Origin of the sequence: Actinomadura sp. HBU206391 (genome assembly GCF_014323665.1) — a bacterium.
GTDB lineage: Bacteria > Actinomycetota > Actinomycetes > Streptosporangiales > Streptosporangiaceae > Actinomadura_C.
In genome coordinates, this window is sequence record NZ_JABVEB010000158.1 from 1 (window position 1) to 13,090 (window position 13,090).

Below are 13,090 nucleotides of genomic sequence, written 5' to 3' on the forward strand. Positions count from 1 at the left end.
GTCGGTGGGCACGCGGTACGGGATGCGCGCGTCGCGGATCTTGCCCTTGGCCCGGGCCAGCCGCTGCGCCATGGTCGGCTCGGCCACCAGGAAGGCGCGGGCGATCTCGGCGGTGGTGAGCCCGCCGAGGAGCCGCAGCGTCAGCGCGACCTGCGCCGCCCTGGCGAGCGCGGGGTGGCAGCAGGTGAAGATCAGACGTAGCCGGTCGTCGCGCACAGGGCCCTCCTCGGCGGGTTCGCCGGGCGCGTGCAGCCGGACCGCCTGGGCGTGCCGATCCTCGCGGGACGCCTCCCTGCGGAGGCGGTCGATCGCCTTGTTGCGGGCGGTGGTGATGATCCACCCGGCCGGGCTCGGGGGCGGACCGGCCGACGGCCACCGTCTCAGCGCCGTGGTGAAGGCGTCCTGCACCGCCTCCTCGGCGACGTCGATGTCGCCGAAGGCGCGAACCAGGACGGCGACCGCGCGACCGTACTCCTCACGGAACACGCGCTCTATCGGCGGAGCGGACCCCTCGCCCGGCATGCCGGGCGTCACCCTCAAGATCCGTACTCCAGCGGTCTGACCTCGATCGGGAGGGTGATCGCCTGGGCGAGTTTACGGCCCCATTCGAGCGCGGCGTCGAGATCGGCCGCCTGGATGACCGTGAACCCGCCGATGTGCTCCTTGCCCTCGATGTACGGGCCGTCGGACATGAGCACCTCGTCGTCCTTCAGTCGCACCACCGTCGCCGTGCTCGGCGGGTACAGGCCCCCGGAGAACACCCAGGCGCCGGCCGCCCTCAGATCCGCGTTGACGGCCTCGAGATCCCGCATGATCGGATCCAGGACCTCGAGTGGCGGCGCGTCCCCGTCGGGCTGGTAGATGCTGAGCAGGTACTGCTTCATGACGTCCTCCGCGACGAGGCTACCGCCGGCCCCGTGCCGGCCTGTTCACTCTCTACACGAACGGCGAACGGCCGGATCGACAGGACCGCCTGTGCCGGTTCGAAGGGCCGGTTCGGGAGGGCCGGTAACGAGAAGATCGGTACGGGAAGCGGGATTCGAACCCGCACGAGCCTTCCGGCTCCCCGGGGTTTGGGCCCGGTGCGTCTGCATTCCGCCATTCCCGCTTGCGTGCCCCTACCAGGAGTCGAACCTGGTGCCTCCCGCTCCGCAAGCGGGCGCTCTGTCCGGTGAGCTACAGAGGCTCATGGCGTCGACATCATGGCGTGTCGGCGAAGTGGACCAACCGGGATTCGAACCCGGAATTCCTGTGTGCAAGACAGGTGTGATGCCGTTATCACCATCGGCCCAGGGAATGCCTGTCGCGGGCGCCCGGAAAGGCGGTCCCCACAGGCTCTGCCGACCACGGATCCCGTCCGCGGGTGCGGATCGAGTGGACCGGCGCCCGGGACGGACTCGCCCCGGTGCCGGGGCCGACAGCTCTCGCGGCCAAGAGCGACAGGTGCTCCCGGCTCGATGTGCCCCACTGTGAAGTTGTCAAAGCGCAGAGGTTCTCAACGCGAACGCATGGGCGGCAGGATTCGAACCTGCTTCTCGCCGGTTTTGGAGACCGGCCGCCTATCCGATTGGCTCACCCACATGTGAAAGGCCGCCCCGGGACGTCTCCCTGGGGCGGCCTCTGGTCAGTACCTGACGGTTCCTATCCAGAGGCGCCTTCGCCGGCGAAACGACCACGACGCGAGCGCCAGAATGCGCGCCCCGAGGTGATGGCGGTCAATCGACTCACGGTCGCGATCCCTTCTGTGTCGTCATTCGATCGGCTCTGCGAATAGAGTGCGGTATGCCGCCGCGTGCGGTCAACCGCTTTATTTCTCCGGCGGAGCCGTACCGGCGAGACCGCCGTCCACCGAGAGATCCGCCCACTGTTCGAGGAGAGCGATGACCTTCGCGATCGACCCGGTCGACCCCGTCGATCTGCCCGATTCGTCACCGGCCTACGCCCACGGCGCCCTGGTCCGCGGCGCGCAGCGGACGCTCTACGTCAGTGGTCAGCCGCCGTGGGTCAAGGACGGCGACGTTCCGGCTGATTTCGACGGGCAATGCCGTCTGGCCTGGGAGAACGTGAAGTCCGTACTCGCATCGGCGGGCATGACGGTCGGCAACCTCGCCAAGGTGACCGTCTACCTGTCCGGACGGCAGCACCGGGCGGCCAACTCCCGGATCCGTCACGAGGTGCTCGGCGACCACCGTCCCGCGATCACGATCATCATCACCGGCATCTACGACGAGGCGTGGCTGCTGGAGATCGAAGCCGTCGCCGTCGCACCCGGTCCGGCGGAGTAGGCAGGGCGGGCCGGCAGGAACGAGACGGCAGGAACGAGACGGCGGGAACGGGCGAAATGCGGCCATCTGGGGCCGAATGACAGAATCCAGAGTCATGACGATCACCTTCCGGCGTGCCCGGCGCGATGACGTACCCGCCATCATCGGCCTGCTCGCCGACGACGTGCTGGGTGCGGGCCGCGAGACGATCGGCGCCGACGGAGAACTCGACCAGGCCTACTGGGCCGCCTTCGACGCGGTCGACGCCGATCCCAACCAGCTGCTCGTGGTGGCCGACGGCGACGGTGAGGTGGCCGGCACGCTTCAGTTGAGCTTCATCCCCGGCCTGTCACGTGGCGGCGCTTGGCGCGCGCAGATCGAGGCGGTGCGGGTCTCGCCCCGCCGCCGCGGCTCCGGCATCGGCGGCGAGATGATCGGCTACGCCATCGGCGAGGCGCGCCGCCGGGGCTGCGTCATCGTCCAGCTCACGACCGATCGCCGGCGCACCCAGGCGCACGCGTTCTACGAGCGCCTCGGGTTCGAGTCGACACATGTCGGCATGAAGCTTGCGCTCGGCCCCGACGGGTCCTGACGCCGGCCCATCGCGACCTGGCCGTCGGGATTGAAACGTGTTCTAGTTTCTGTCTAGGCTGACGGCAGTCGAGCGCCGGAGGCCGAGATGATCCTGGATCGTTTCCGGGTCGAGGACCGGGTGGCGGTGGTCACCGGAGCGGGCCGCGGCATCGGCGCGGCGACCGCCATCGCCCTCGCCGAGGCGGGGGCCGACCTGGTGATCTCCGCCCGCACCGAAGAGCAGCTGCGTAAGGTCGCCGACGAGATCGAGGCCCGGGGCCGGCGCGCCCTGGTGGTGCCGGCGGATCTGAGCGACCTGGACGCCGCCGCCGCGCTGGCGGACACCGCGGCCGAGGCGTTCGGCCGGATCGACGTGGTCGTCAACAACGTGGGTGGCGCCATGCCGCGCGCCTTCATGGACACCAAGCCCCGGCATCTCGGCAACGTGTTCCAGTTCAACGTGGGCATCGCGCACGCGCTCACCCGCGCCGCCGTGCCGCACCTGCTCGAGACCCGCGGCGCGGTCGTGAACATCTCGTCGGTGATGGGCCGCATCACCGGCCGCGGATACCTCGCGTACGGGACGGCCAAGGCGGCGCTGGCGCACTACACGCGGCTGGCCGCGATGGACCTGGCGCCGAAGGTGCGGGTCAACGCGATCGCGGTCGGCTCGGTGGCCACGTCGGCCCTCGACATCGTCATGGCCAGCGACGACCTGCGCACCAGGATGGAGCAGAGCACCCCGCTCGGCCGGATCGGCGCCCCCGAGGAGATCGCCGCAACCGTGCTGTACCTCGCGTCCCCCGCGGGCGCGTTCGTCACCGGAGCCGTGCTGCAGGTCGACGGCGGCACCGACCGCCCCGCCCTTGACCTGGGCCTGCCCGACCTGTGAGGCGCGCACCGGCCCACCCCGGTGCGACGAGCGTGAGGTGAACAGGAGCGTCATGACCTACCGTGTCGTGCAATGGGGGACCGGCAACGTCGGCCGCAACGCCCTGGCGGGCATCGACGCCCGGCCCGACCTGGAGCTGGTCGGCGTGTGGGTGTCCAACCCCGCCAAGGTCGGCAGGGACGCGGGCGACCTCGCCGGTCTCGGCCGCCCCCTGGGCGTCACGGCGACCGGCGATCCCGGCGCGGCCCTCGCGCTGCGGCCGGACTGCGTCGTCTACGCCTCGATGGCCGACGTCCGGCTGAACGAGGCGCTCGGCGACCTCGCCCGCATCCTCCGGTCGGGCGCCAACGTGGTCGCCAGCGGACCGGTCTTCCTGCAGTACCCGGACGGCGTGATCCCACCGGAGATGTCCGACCCGCTCAGGGCGGCGGCTCGCGAGGGCGGCGCCTCCCTGTTCGTCAACGGCATCGACCCGGGCTTCGCCAACGACTGGCTGCCCCTGGCCCTCACCGGCATCAGCGAGCGCATCGACGAGGTCCGCTGCCTGGAGATCCTCGACTACAGCACCTACGACCAGGCGACGGTACTGTTCGACGTCATGGGATTCGGGCGGCCGCTGGACGAGGTTCCGATGCTGCTCCATCCCGGTGTGCTGTCGATGGCATGGGGGAGTGTCGTACGGCAGATCGCGGCGGGCCTCGACGTCCGGCTGGACGGTGTCGAGGAGTGGCACGCCCGGCTTCCCGCCCCTGAGACCTTCGAGATCGACTCGGGTTCGATCGAGAAGGGCACCGCCGCGGCACTGCGGTTCGAGGTGCGCGGGATGTTCGGCGGACGCGCCGCCATCGTCCTGGAGCACGTCACGCGCCTGCGTGACGATCTCGCCCCCGACTGGCCGCAACCGGCGGGAGCCGGCTGCTACCGCGTGGAGGTCAGGGGGGAGCCGAACTACACCCTTGATCTGCGGCTCCTCGGCACGGACGGCGACCACAACACCGCCGGGCTCAAGGCCACCGCGATGCGCCTGGTCAACGCCGTCCCCGCGGTGGTGGACGCACCGCCGGGGCTGCTCACCGCGCTCGACCTGCCGCTCGTCACCGGCCGCGGGCTGCTCCGCTGAACGGCCGGGACACCGGTCCGGTCACGGCGGTGTGGTATGTCGCGTACGGGTCCAACCTCGACGCCGGCCGGTTCGCGTGTTACCTGACCGGGGGCCGGCCGCCCGGTGCCGCAAGGGACTACGGAGGCTGCCGCGACCGCCTCCCGCCGCGCGCCGACCGGCCGGTGCTGCTGCCCGGCGGGATCTACTTCGCGCTCACCTCGCGGGTGTGGGGCGGCGGCATGGCCTTCTACGATCCCGACCTGCCGGGCGAGACCGCCGCCCGCGCCTACCTGCTGTCCCGTTCACAGTTCGCCGATGTGCTCGCCCAGGAGATGCACCGTGAGGTGGGCACGGACCTCGACCTTTCCGAGGTACTCGCCACCGGCCGCCAGCGGGTCGGCGCGGGGCGCTACGAGACCATCGTCAAGGTCGGCGAGGCCGGCGGCCGTCCGATGCTCAGTTTCACCGCGCCGCACGGTGCGGCGAGGGCCGAGCTGAACGCTCCGTCGGTCGCCTACCTCTCGGTGCTGGGGCGCGGCCTGCGGGAGTCGCACGGGTGGAGCGCCGAGCGGACGGCCGCCTACCTCAGCACTCGCCCCGGAGCCTCCGGCCGCTGGTCCGCAGGAACAGTGGCCGCGCTGCTGACCGGTTCGCCCGTGCCCTCACCCCGCAGGACGCCGGGCGCCCGGCTGGAGCCGACCTGACGAACCGCTCGGCCCCTGCCTCCGAACCCACCCCCCGCCCACAGCAGCAACACCCAGAACATCCCCACGCCCGCAAACGGATATCCCGACGCCCGCAAGGCGGATTCCCTACAGCGCCATGCGACGGACCGACCTACCAGGCGCCCCAGGCGCGGACAAGTGCATGATCACGGCAGACGAACCTCTGTCGTGATCATGCACTTGTTCGGTGGAGGTGTCGGCGGGGCTGGCGGTGAAGTGGCGGTCGCCGGTGGTCTCGGATCCGCCATGGGGCCGGGGCGAGTTGGCGGTCGGGGCGCGGGCGCTCTAGTTTGCGTATGTGAAGATCGGTGAGGTGGTCGAGGACTTCGAGCTGCTCGACGAGGAAGGCCGGGCGCGCACGCTGAGCGGGCTTCTGGCGGACGGGCCGGTGGTGCTGTTCTTCTACCCGGCGGCGCTGTCACGCGGCTGCACGGTGGAGAGCTGTCACTTCCGTGATCTCGCCGGAGAGTTCAAGGCGCTGGGCGCCCAGCCCGTCGGGATCAGCGGCGACCAGGTGAGCAAGCAGAAGCGGTTCGCCGATGAGCACGGTCTCGGCTATCCGCTGCTGTCGGACGCCGACGGCACGGTGGCCGAGAGGTTCGGCGTCAGGCGCGGTTTCGCGCTTGCGCCGACCAAGCGGCAGACGTTCGTCATCGGCACCGACCGCGCCGTCATCGAGGTCGTCCGGAGCGAGATCCGCATGGCCGTGCACGCCGACCGCGCCCTCGAGGCGCTCCGCCGGCACGGCTCCGCCGCGGGATAGACCGGCGGGACGGACGGGCCCGACGGACGCGCCGAGCCTGCGGGGCGGACCGGGCCGGCGGTCAGCCGAGGCCCTCACGGTGCGCGATCGCCGCCGCCTGCGTGCGGCTGGTGACGTCGAGCTTGGCGAGGATGTTGGAGACGTGCACGCTGGCCGTCTTGGGGGAGATGAACAGCGCCGCGGCGATGTCGCGGTTGTTGTCGCCCTCGGCGACGAGCCTGAGCACCTCGCGTTCGCGGCTGGTCAGGGCCGCCAGCGGACCCGCGGCCTCGGCCCGCTCGGCCGTGCCGAACCGGGCCCGGTGGCCCAGGTCGCGCAGAGCCTTGCGCAGCGGCAGCGCGGCGAGCCGGTCGGCCTCCGCCGTGGCCTGCCGCCACTCGCCCTCGGCCTCGTCACGCCGTCCGTGTTCGAGCAGCGCCCCGGCCAGCCGCAACCGGGATCGCGCCACCTCGTAGGGAAAGCCGTAGTCGAAGGCCTCCACGACCCCGGCCCACAGCTTCGGGTCGTCGTCGCCGCGGGCGCGGTGCCATTCGGCCTCGACCCGTGCCAGCCAGGCCCGGCCTTCGCAGCCCAGCCACAGGCGCGGGCCGCTCGCGATGTTCGCCGCCGCCCAGCGCGCCCGCTCGGCGAGGTCTCCGGCGGCCCGCAGCGCGGCCGCCTCGGTCGCGCCGTCACCGGCCGACCGGGCCCGTAGCGCCCGTTCCGCGTGGACCCGCAGCCCGGTGGCGGCCAGCCGGATGATGCCCGCGTCGTTCGGCACCATTCTCTTGAGCACGGCGTTGATGTGATCGAGCGCGGTCTGCTCGTCGCCCTCGGCGAGGGCCAGCTCGGCGGCCAGGCCACGGGCGATGTAGGCGACGAGGTCGTCCTCACCCCAGAACGGCCGCAGCCACGACAGCCGTTCTCGGGCGGTGGCGCTGCCCCGCGCAACCTCGATGAACAGCGCGTAGGCCGACACCTGGGCCTCGGCCGGGGTGCCGACCCGGAGGGGGAAGCTGTCGGACAGCGCCTCGGCCCGGTCCCAGTCGCCGGCCGTGTAGTGCACGAGGTACTGCAGGAAGCGCAGGTCGATGCCGTAGACGCTCCAGGCCAGCCCGGAGTCGACCGCCAGCCGCACGCCGCTGTCGGTGGTGCGGGCGGCGGCGGCGAGCTCGGCCCGGTCGTACTCGGCCCTCGCGCAGTGGTAGTAGGCGCGCAGGGCCACGTTGAGATCACCGGCCCGGCCGGCCGCCGAGCGCGCCACGGTGAACAGCCGCTCGGCACGCGCGAGGTCGCCGCCGATCTCGGTATGGAGGCCGATGCTGACCAGGGCGCCGGCCTCGGCGTCCGCGGTGCCGGTCGCCCGCGCGATCGTGATGGCCTCCTCGGCCAGCGCCGGGATCTCCTCGTGCCTCGCGGTGAGCAGCACGGTACGGGTGTAGGTGGTGAGCGCCCGCGCGCGAGCCGGGCTCGGCGTGTCCGCGGGCAGCATCTCGATGATCTCGCGCGCCGTCTCGGCCGCCTGTTCGTCCTCGTTGCAGTCGGACAGGTAGTAGGCGAACCGCTCCGACACCTCGGCGTAGAGCGTCAGGTCGGTGGCCGGGTCGAGCGATTCCCGTAGCCGCCGAAGCTGCGTCACCGCGCGGCGGGTGTCGCCGCTGTAGGAGGCCGCCGCCGCGGTGCGCAGGGCCAGATGCGGGCGGTCCATCCCGGCGCGGCGCTCGGGCTCGGTCACCACGTCCCACAGTGACAGTGCCTGATCGAAGTGCTGATGCGCCTCTGCGGGCGCCGCGAGACGCTCGGCCTCGCGGCCCGCCTCGACCGACGCGGTGAACGCGCCGTCCATGTCGTGGCTGGCCAGGTTGTGGTAGGCCAGCTCGGCGGCCGGCCGGGCCCGGCGGACGGGCCGGGGCCCGGTCAGCAGGCCCGCGAACGCGGCGTGCAGGCGGGTGCGTTCGCCGGGCAGCAGATCGCCGTACACCGCCTCGCGCAGGAGGGCGTGCCGGAACACGTAACCACCGCCGTCGGGCACCAGCAACTGGTGGGACACGACCTCGCGCAGCGCCTGCTCGTAGGGCTCCTCTTCGAGCCCGGACACCTCGCGCACGAGGTCGTCGTCGACCCGCCGGCCGCCCACCGCCGCGATCCGGACGACCCGCTGGGCGGTCTCGGGCAGGCGTTCCACCCTCGACAGCAGCAGGTCGGCGAGGCCCGTGGGCAGCTCGTCGCCGGTGCACGCCGCCGCCAGCAGCTCTTCGGCGTAGAAGGCGTTGCCCTCGGCCCGCTGGATGACCCGGTCGAACACTTCCGCCGTCGGACGCCCGCCGCCGTCGCTCTCCAGCGAGGTCAGGTAGGCCGCCATCTCGGTCGCGCGCAACGGCCCGAGATCGGCGCCGACCACGTTGGGCAGCCGGAGCAGCTCGGCGATGGCCGAGCGCATCGGGTGCCGCCGGGGCAGGTCGTCGGTGCGGTAGGTGCCGACGAGGCAGACCCGTTCGCGCTGCAGCACCCGGCTGAGGAAGGTCAGCAGATCGCGGGTCGAACGGTCGGCCCAGTGCAGGTCCTCGAAGACGAGCAGGACCGGCTCGTTGTCGGACAGCTCGCCCAGAAGCCCGAGTGCCGCCCCGAACAGCTGCTGCTGCGCGACCTCGGAACCGCCCGGATCGGCCCGATCGGCGTCGCCGTCCGGCAGCAGCCGGCTGAGGACCGGACGGGCGCGCAGCGCCTCGAGCAGGAACGACGCGGTCTCGGGAGCACGGGACGCGCCCCAGAGCGCGTCGGCCAGCGGCAGGTACGGCATGCTCTCGCCGAGCTCGGCGCACTGGCCGATCAGCACGGTGTGGCCGCGGGAGCGGGCCACCTCGGCCAGCTCGCCCACCAGGCGCGTCTTTCCGACGCCGGCGTCGCCGCTGACGAGCACCACCCCGGCCTGACCTGACGCGGCCTTGTCGAGCGCCCGCACCAGCAGTCCCAGCTCGGTGGCCCGGCCGATCAACCCACCGCTCGCATAGTGTTCGGGCACAAAGCCGAGTATCCCACCGGCTCCGGCCGGATGGGCCGGGTCAGTCGCCGTTGCGAAGATCGGCGGGTCGGTCGGGGGAGTAGCGGATGTCGTCGAACGCCACGCTGCACCCGTCGCCGGTGGGCGACTGGGCGATGAAGCCGACCTCCATCCGCGACGCGTCGTCGTGGGCGAACAGGCGGACCAGCCGCCAGTGGTTCCCGTCCGTGGAGGCGTGGAAGGCGAACGTCCCGCCGAACCGCGAGATCCGCAGCCACACCTGATCGCCGTCCACGGTGAAGGCGTTGCAGTCGTCGGAGACGTCGCGGGTCACGACCGACACGATCGTGGCCTCACCCTGCGGAGAGCGTTCGAGGCAGAGCTTCGCCCAGGCGCGCGGACCCGCCCAGAGCACCAGCACCCCGGCGTCGAAGGTGGCCGCGAGGTCGGCCCGTACCCGGGCGCTGAGCGTGAAATCGCCCCGCAGCGGGGCCACGAGGGCGGGCGCCGTGACGGTCTTGGTGCGGGTCTCGGGATCGACGAAGAGGTCGGTATGCGGGCCGGCGGCGATGGTGAGCTCTCCCTCGGAGACGCTCCAGTCCGTGGGGCTGAGCAGCCACCGCATCGGCACGGGCACAGGGCTGAGGTCGATCGGCTCTTCCATGGCCCTCCTCGACGATGATCGCTCCATCGGCTCGATTCTGCTGCACTTCGCCGCTGCCGTCGAGGCCCAGGTGGTCCCGGCCGGCCATCGGCCCGGCACTGCGCGAAGCGGTCGGAGATGTGCGCGGTCGGAGCGGTCGGAGATCCGCTTCATGATCACCGATCGGCGAAGACGGGGAGCACGACGGCCGACGGCCTGTCCGGGTCGTGGAAGATCTCCTGATGTGCGGTGACCATGAGGGCGGCCGTGCCGAGCGCCGCGTCGGTGCCGGGATTGCGGGCCACCCGGGGATAGGCGCCGCTGCAGACCTGGAGCCGCACCCGGTGTCCGGCGCGGAAGCGGTGCGCGGCCGGCCACAGTTCCACGCCGACCCGCCGCACGCCGTCGCCGTCCGGTTCGGGCGCGCCGGGCGTCAGGCGTCGCATGCCCTCGCACAGATTGAGCGACTCGCCGCTCGGCCCGACATCGCACAGCCGTACGACGACGTCGGTGTGCAGGCGGTCGGACCGTACGTACAGCACCGCGCCGACCGGGCCGATGATCTCCAGGTCCTCGTCCAGGACCGGGCCCGTGAAGGTCAGCACATCGTGGCGGCTCTCGAGCTTGCGCTGGTCGGCCGGCTTGCCGTTGCCGAGGATCGAGGGGCCGGAGATGCACGGCGTCGGGTGCGCGGGGTCGTAGCGGTAGGTGTCGGGAGCCGACTCGGGCGGGTCCAATGGCGCGAGCCCGCCGTCCGGCTGGAGCCGCCAGCGCTCCTCGTGGACGCCCGGCACCGGCCAGTCGGAGAACTCGCGCCACTCCTCGGCCCCTGTGACGTACAGCCGGACGGGGTTGTCCCGCAGCTCCGACGGATCGCCCGCCAGGTGCGCGCGGAACCAGGGGAGCGCCTCGCCGACCGCCGCGCGCATGATCCGGCCGTCGGAGTGGAACCACGGGCCGATCGTGAGGTACGGCCGCTGGCCGGCCGCGCGCAGCGCCGCGTAGTCCTTGAGCTGCCACGGGAGGAAGACGTCGTACCAGCCGCCCATCATGGTGACCGGCGCGTCGACCCTCGCCACCGTGGCGCTGAAGTCGCGCTTGGTCCAGAACGGCGTCTCCGGTCCGTTCTCCAGCACGTCCTGGAAGAACCTGCTCTGCGCCCCGGTGGCGAGTGCGTCGAGCTCGGCCAGCGGGCGACCCGACAGCGCGGCCCGCCGGGCCCGGCGCGGCGAGACGAACGCCGCGGTCAACCCCGAGAGCGGATGCTTCATGCGCGTGGTCAGGTCGACCCACGACAGCGTGGACTCGAGGGCGAAACCACCCCCGTAGTACATCGCGTCGCGGAACTGCGAGGCGGTCACCTGGGTGGCCATCGCCTTCAGCTCGGGCCCGGCGTCGGCGGCGATAGCCCACTGGGCGAAGCCGAGATAGCTGGGGCCGTACATGGCGAACGTCCCGTCGAACCACGGCTGTGCCCGCAGCCAGTCCACGGTGGCGAGGCCGTCGTCGCGTTCGTCTCCGAGCGGGTCGAACACTCCGCCGGAGCCGAACCCTCCGCGAACGCTCTGGACGACGGCCTGGAAGCCGTGCTCGGCGAAGACGTAGCCGCACATCATCCCGAACGGTCCCCGCCGGCCGTACGGCGACCGGACCAGGACCGTCGGGGAGCGCTCCAGGCCGACCGGCATGTAATGGTCGGTGAGCAGTGCGACGCCCTCCTCGACCGGGACGGCGAGGTCGCGCCGCACGGCGACGTGGTGGGATCCGCGAGGCAACCGCAGTGCGGCCGCCCCTATCCGCCGAGCCAACCCCAAAGGCTCCATACTCCCGATGTTAACTGGAGAGTAATGAGGTCGCGGATTGCGAAGCCCGCGTGTTTGATATCATTTGTGCTCTTCGATCCCACGAGTCGCACCTGGCTGATCGGCACCTCTGACACCTCATATTTCCTGCGTCTCGGACTCAGAGGACGTGCTGACGCAGGTCTACTGGGGTCCGCCGATCACGCTGGAGCAGGCCGTCAGCGTGCCCGGGTGGAGCGCGGGCGATCGAATGGCGCCACGTCGACCACACGATCCACGACGGCGAGCTGACGATCAGGTTCGCCGACCGGCACTATCCCTGGAGATCTCGCTGACCGCAGCCGGGCTCCGGAGGGCGGGGACCCGGAGCCCGGCTGATCGAACGGGAGTACCGGTCAGAAGACGCTGACGCCGTAGACGCCCAGCGGCTCGGTCACCGGCTGGAAGAAGGTGGTGCCACCACTGGTGCAGTTGCCGCTGCCGCCCGAGGTGAGACCGAGTGCGGTCGTACCGGAGAACAGGGAACCGCCGCTGTCGCCCGGCTGGGCGCAGACGGTGGTCCTGATCAGGCCCGACACCGTGCCGCTGCCGGAGTAGGTCACGGTCTGGTTGAGCGCCGTCACCGTGCCGCTCCGTACGCCGGTGGTGCTGCCGCTACGCCGCACGGACTGCCCGACGGCGGGGGTGGCCGCCGAGGTGATGTCCTGGTAGCCGCCGTACAGGTAGACCGACCCTTCCTTGGCGATGGTGGTGTTGGTGTAGCGGACGATGCCGTAGTCGTTGCCCGGGAAGCTGGTGCCGGCCCGGGTGCCGAGTGTCGTGCTGCCGTTGGTCCACGTTGTTCCGATGTTGGTGCAGTGCCCGGCGGTCAGGAAGTACTGGGTGCCGGCGCTGTTCCGCACGTTGAAGCCCAGCGAGCAGCGCGAGCCGCCCGAGTAGATGGCCTGGCCGCCGGCGATGAGCGGGGTGAACTTGCCGGCGACGTGCTCGATGCGGGCCGCGGAGCCGAACTTCGCGGCGACCGACTTGACCTTGGCCAGCTTCGCGCCCTTGACGGACTCGTCGACCGAGATGAGGACCTGGTTGCTCGCCGGGTCGACCGCCCACGCGGTACCCGCGATCCGGGCCGAGCGGTGCAGCGCGTCGGTGACCTTCTGCAGCTCCGCGCCGCTGCGGGCGACGGTCTTCGCCACTCCGCCGGCCGCGGCCACGCTCTGCGCGGCGGCGGTGTCGGTCACGGTGACGACGAGCTTTCCGGACGCGGCGTCGAGGTAGGAACCGGCGCTCCGCGTACCGAGCCGCTGCTCGAGAACGGTGGAGAGGGTCGCCGGATCCGCCTTGAGCAC

Annotated in this window: 12 protein-coding genes and 4 tRNA genes; 6 read left to right on the forward strand and 10 right to left on the reverse strand. The window is 71.7% G+C overall.

Translation table 11 applies throughout. The features are described from left to right. From HKK72_RS28510 to HKK72_RS28535, 6 genes are all read right to left on the reverse strand, one after another. Positions 1-534: sigma-70 family RNA polymerase sigma factor (locus HKK72_RS28510; RefSeq protein ID WP_315987485.1), on the reverse strand; the 534-nt coding region annotated here is incomplete at its 3' end. Between the two features lie 2 nt (positions 535-536). Beyond that, positions 537-884, reverse strand: coding sequence for a YciI family protein (locus tag HKK72_RS28515; protein WP_187237528.1), 348 nt, complete (start codon positions 882-884; stop codon positions 537-539). Positions 885-1,024: 140 nt separating this feature from the next. Next, positions 1,025-1,108 (reverse strand) — tRNA-Leu (locus tag HKK72_RS28520). Between the two features lie 5 nt (positions 1,109-1,113). Continuing rightward, positions 1,114-1,186: transfer RNA gene (locus HKK72_RS28525), tRNA-Arg, on the reverse strand. A gap of 33 nt (positions 1,187-1,219) precedes the next feature. Next, positions 1,220-1,291: transfer RNA gene (locus HKK72_RS28530), tRNA-Ala, on the reverse strand. Between the two features lie 216 nt (positions 1,292-1,507). Next, positions 1,508-1,580: transfer RNA gene (locus HKK72_RS28535), tRNA-Trp, on the reverse strand. A gap of 300 nt (positions 1,581-1,880) precedes the next feature. On the opposite strand from HKK72_RS28535, the gene HKK72_RS28540 reads away from it, so the two are divergent. The 6 genes from HKK72_RS28540 (at position 1,881) to HKK72_RS28565 (ending at position 6,319) form a co-directional block, all read left to right on the forward strand. Beyond that, positions 1,881-2,285, forward strand: a complete 405-nt coding sequence (locus HKK72_RS28540) for a RidA family protein (protein ID WP_187237529.1) — start codon at positions 1,881-1,883, stop codon at positions 2,283-2,285. 94 nt (positions 2,286-2,379) lie between these two features. After that, positions 2,380-2,856: a GNAT family N-acetyltransferase gene (locus tag HKK72_RS28545; RefSeq protein WP_222721250.1), complete on the forward strand. Its 477-nt coding sequence runs from the start codon at positions 2,380-2,382 to the stop codon at positions 2,854-2,856. Positions 2,857-2,943: 87 nt separating this feature from the next. After that, entirely contained in the window at positions 2,944-3,729 is a 786-nt protein-coding gene (locus HKK72_RS28550) for an SDR family oxidoreductase (protein ID WP_187237531.1), read from the forward strand. Between the two features lie 52 nt (positions 3,730-3,781). Continuing rightward, positions 3,782-4,849, forward strand: coding sequence for a diacylglycerol kinase (locus HKK72_RS28555; RefSeq protein WP_187237532.1), 1,068 nt, complete (start codon positions 3,782-3,784; stop codon positions 4,847-4,849). Between the two features lie 29 nt (positions 4,850-4,878). Next, positions 4,879-5,535 (forward strand): histone deacetylase, encoded by a 657-nt coding sequence (locus tag HKK72_RS28560; protein ID WP_187237533.1) that lies wholly within the window; start codon positions 4,879-4,881, stop codon positions 5,533-5,535. Between the two features lie 319 nt (positions 5,536-5,854). After that, positions 5,855-6,319, forward strand: coding sequence for a peroxiredoxin (locus HKK72_RS28565; RefSeq protein ID WP_187237534.1), 465 nt, complete (start codon positions 5,855-5,857; stop codon positions 6,317-6,319). 61 nt (positions 6,320-6,380) lie between these two features. Here the strand turns inward: HKK72_RS28565 and HKK72_RS42410 are convergent, their stop codons facing one another. The 4 genes from HKK72_RS42410 to HKK72_RS28585 all read right to left on the reverse strand — a co-directional run. Continuing rightward, the gene (locus HKK72_RS42410) at positions 6,381-9,320 is read right to left on the reverse strand and encodes a helix-turn-helix transcriptional regulator (RefSeq protein WP_187237535.1); all 2,940 of its coding nucleotides are present in this window, start codon (positions 9,318-9,320) and stop codon (positions 6,381-6,383) included. Between the two features lie 40 nt (positions 9,321-9,360). Beyond that, the gene (locus HKK72_RS28575) at positions 9,361-9,963 is read right to left on the reverse strand and encodes a DUF1349 domain-containing protein (protein ID WP_222721251.1); all 603 of its coding nucleotides are present in this window, start codon (positions 9,961-9,963) and stop codon (positions 9,361-9,363) included. 155 nt (positions 9,964-10,118) lie between these two features. Beyond that, entirely contained in the window at positions 10,119-11,765 is a 1,647-nt protein-coding gene (locus tag HKK72_RS28580) for a CocE/NonD family hydrolase (RefSeq protein ID WP_187237536.1), read from the reverse strand. A gap of 374 nt (positions 11,766-12,139) precedes the next feature. Beyond that, the coding region (locus tag HKK72_RS28585) for a S1 family peptidase (RefSeq protein WP_187237537.1) at positions 12,140-13,090 on the reverse strand (951 nt) is incomplete at its 5' end.

Bases quoted from the DNA above. Each gene is read 5' to 3' on its own strand.
- HKK72_RS28515 (WP_187237528.1), bottom strand. From the start codon at position 884: ATGAAGCAGTACCTGCTCAGCATCTACCAGCCCGACGGGGACGCGCCG.
- HKK72_RS28540 (WP_187237529.1), top strand. From the start codon at position 1,881: ATGACCTTCGCGATCGACCCGGTCGACCCCGTCGATCTGCCCGATTCG.
- HKK72_RS28545 (WP_222721250.1), top strand. From the start codon at position 2,380: ATGACGATCACCTTCCGGCGTGCCCGGCGCGATGACGTACCCGCCATC.
- HKK72_RS28550 (WP_187237531.1), top strand. From the start codon at position 2,944: ATGATCCTGGATCGTTTCCGGGTCGAGGACCGGGTGGCGGTGGTCACC.
- HKK72_RS28555 (WP_187237532.1), top strand. From the start codon at position 3,782: ATGACCTACCGTGTCGTGCAATGGGGGACCGGCAACGTCGGCCGCAAC.
- HKK72_RS28575 (WP_222721251.1), bottom strand. From the start codon at position 9,963: ATGGAAGAGCCGATCGACCTCAGCCCTGTGCCCGTGCCGATGCGGTGG.
- HKK72_RS28580 (WP_187237536.1), bottom strand. From the start codon at position 11,765: ATGGAGCCTTTGGGGTTGGCTCGGCGGATAGGGGCGGCCGCACTGCGG.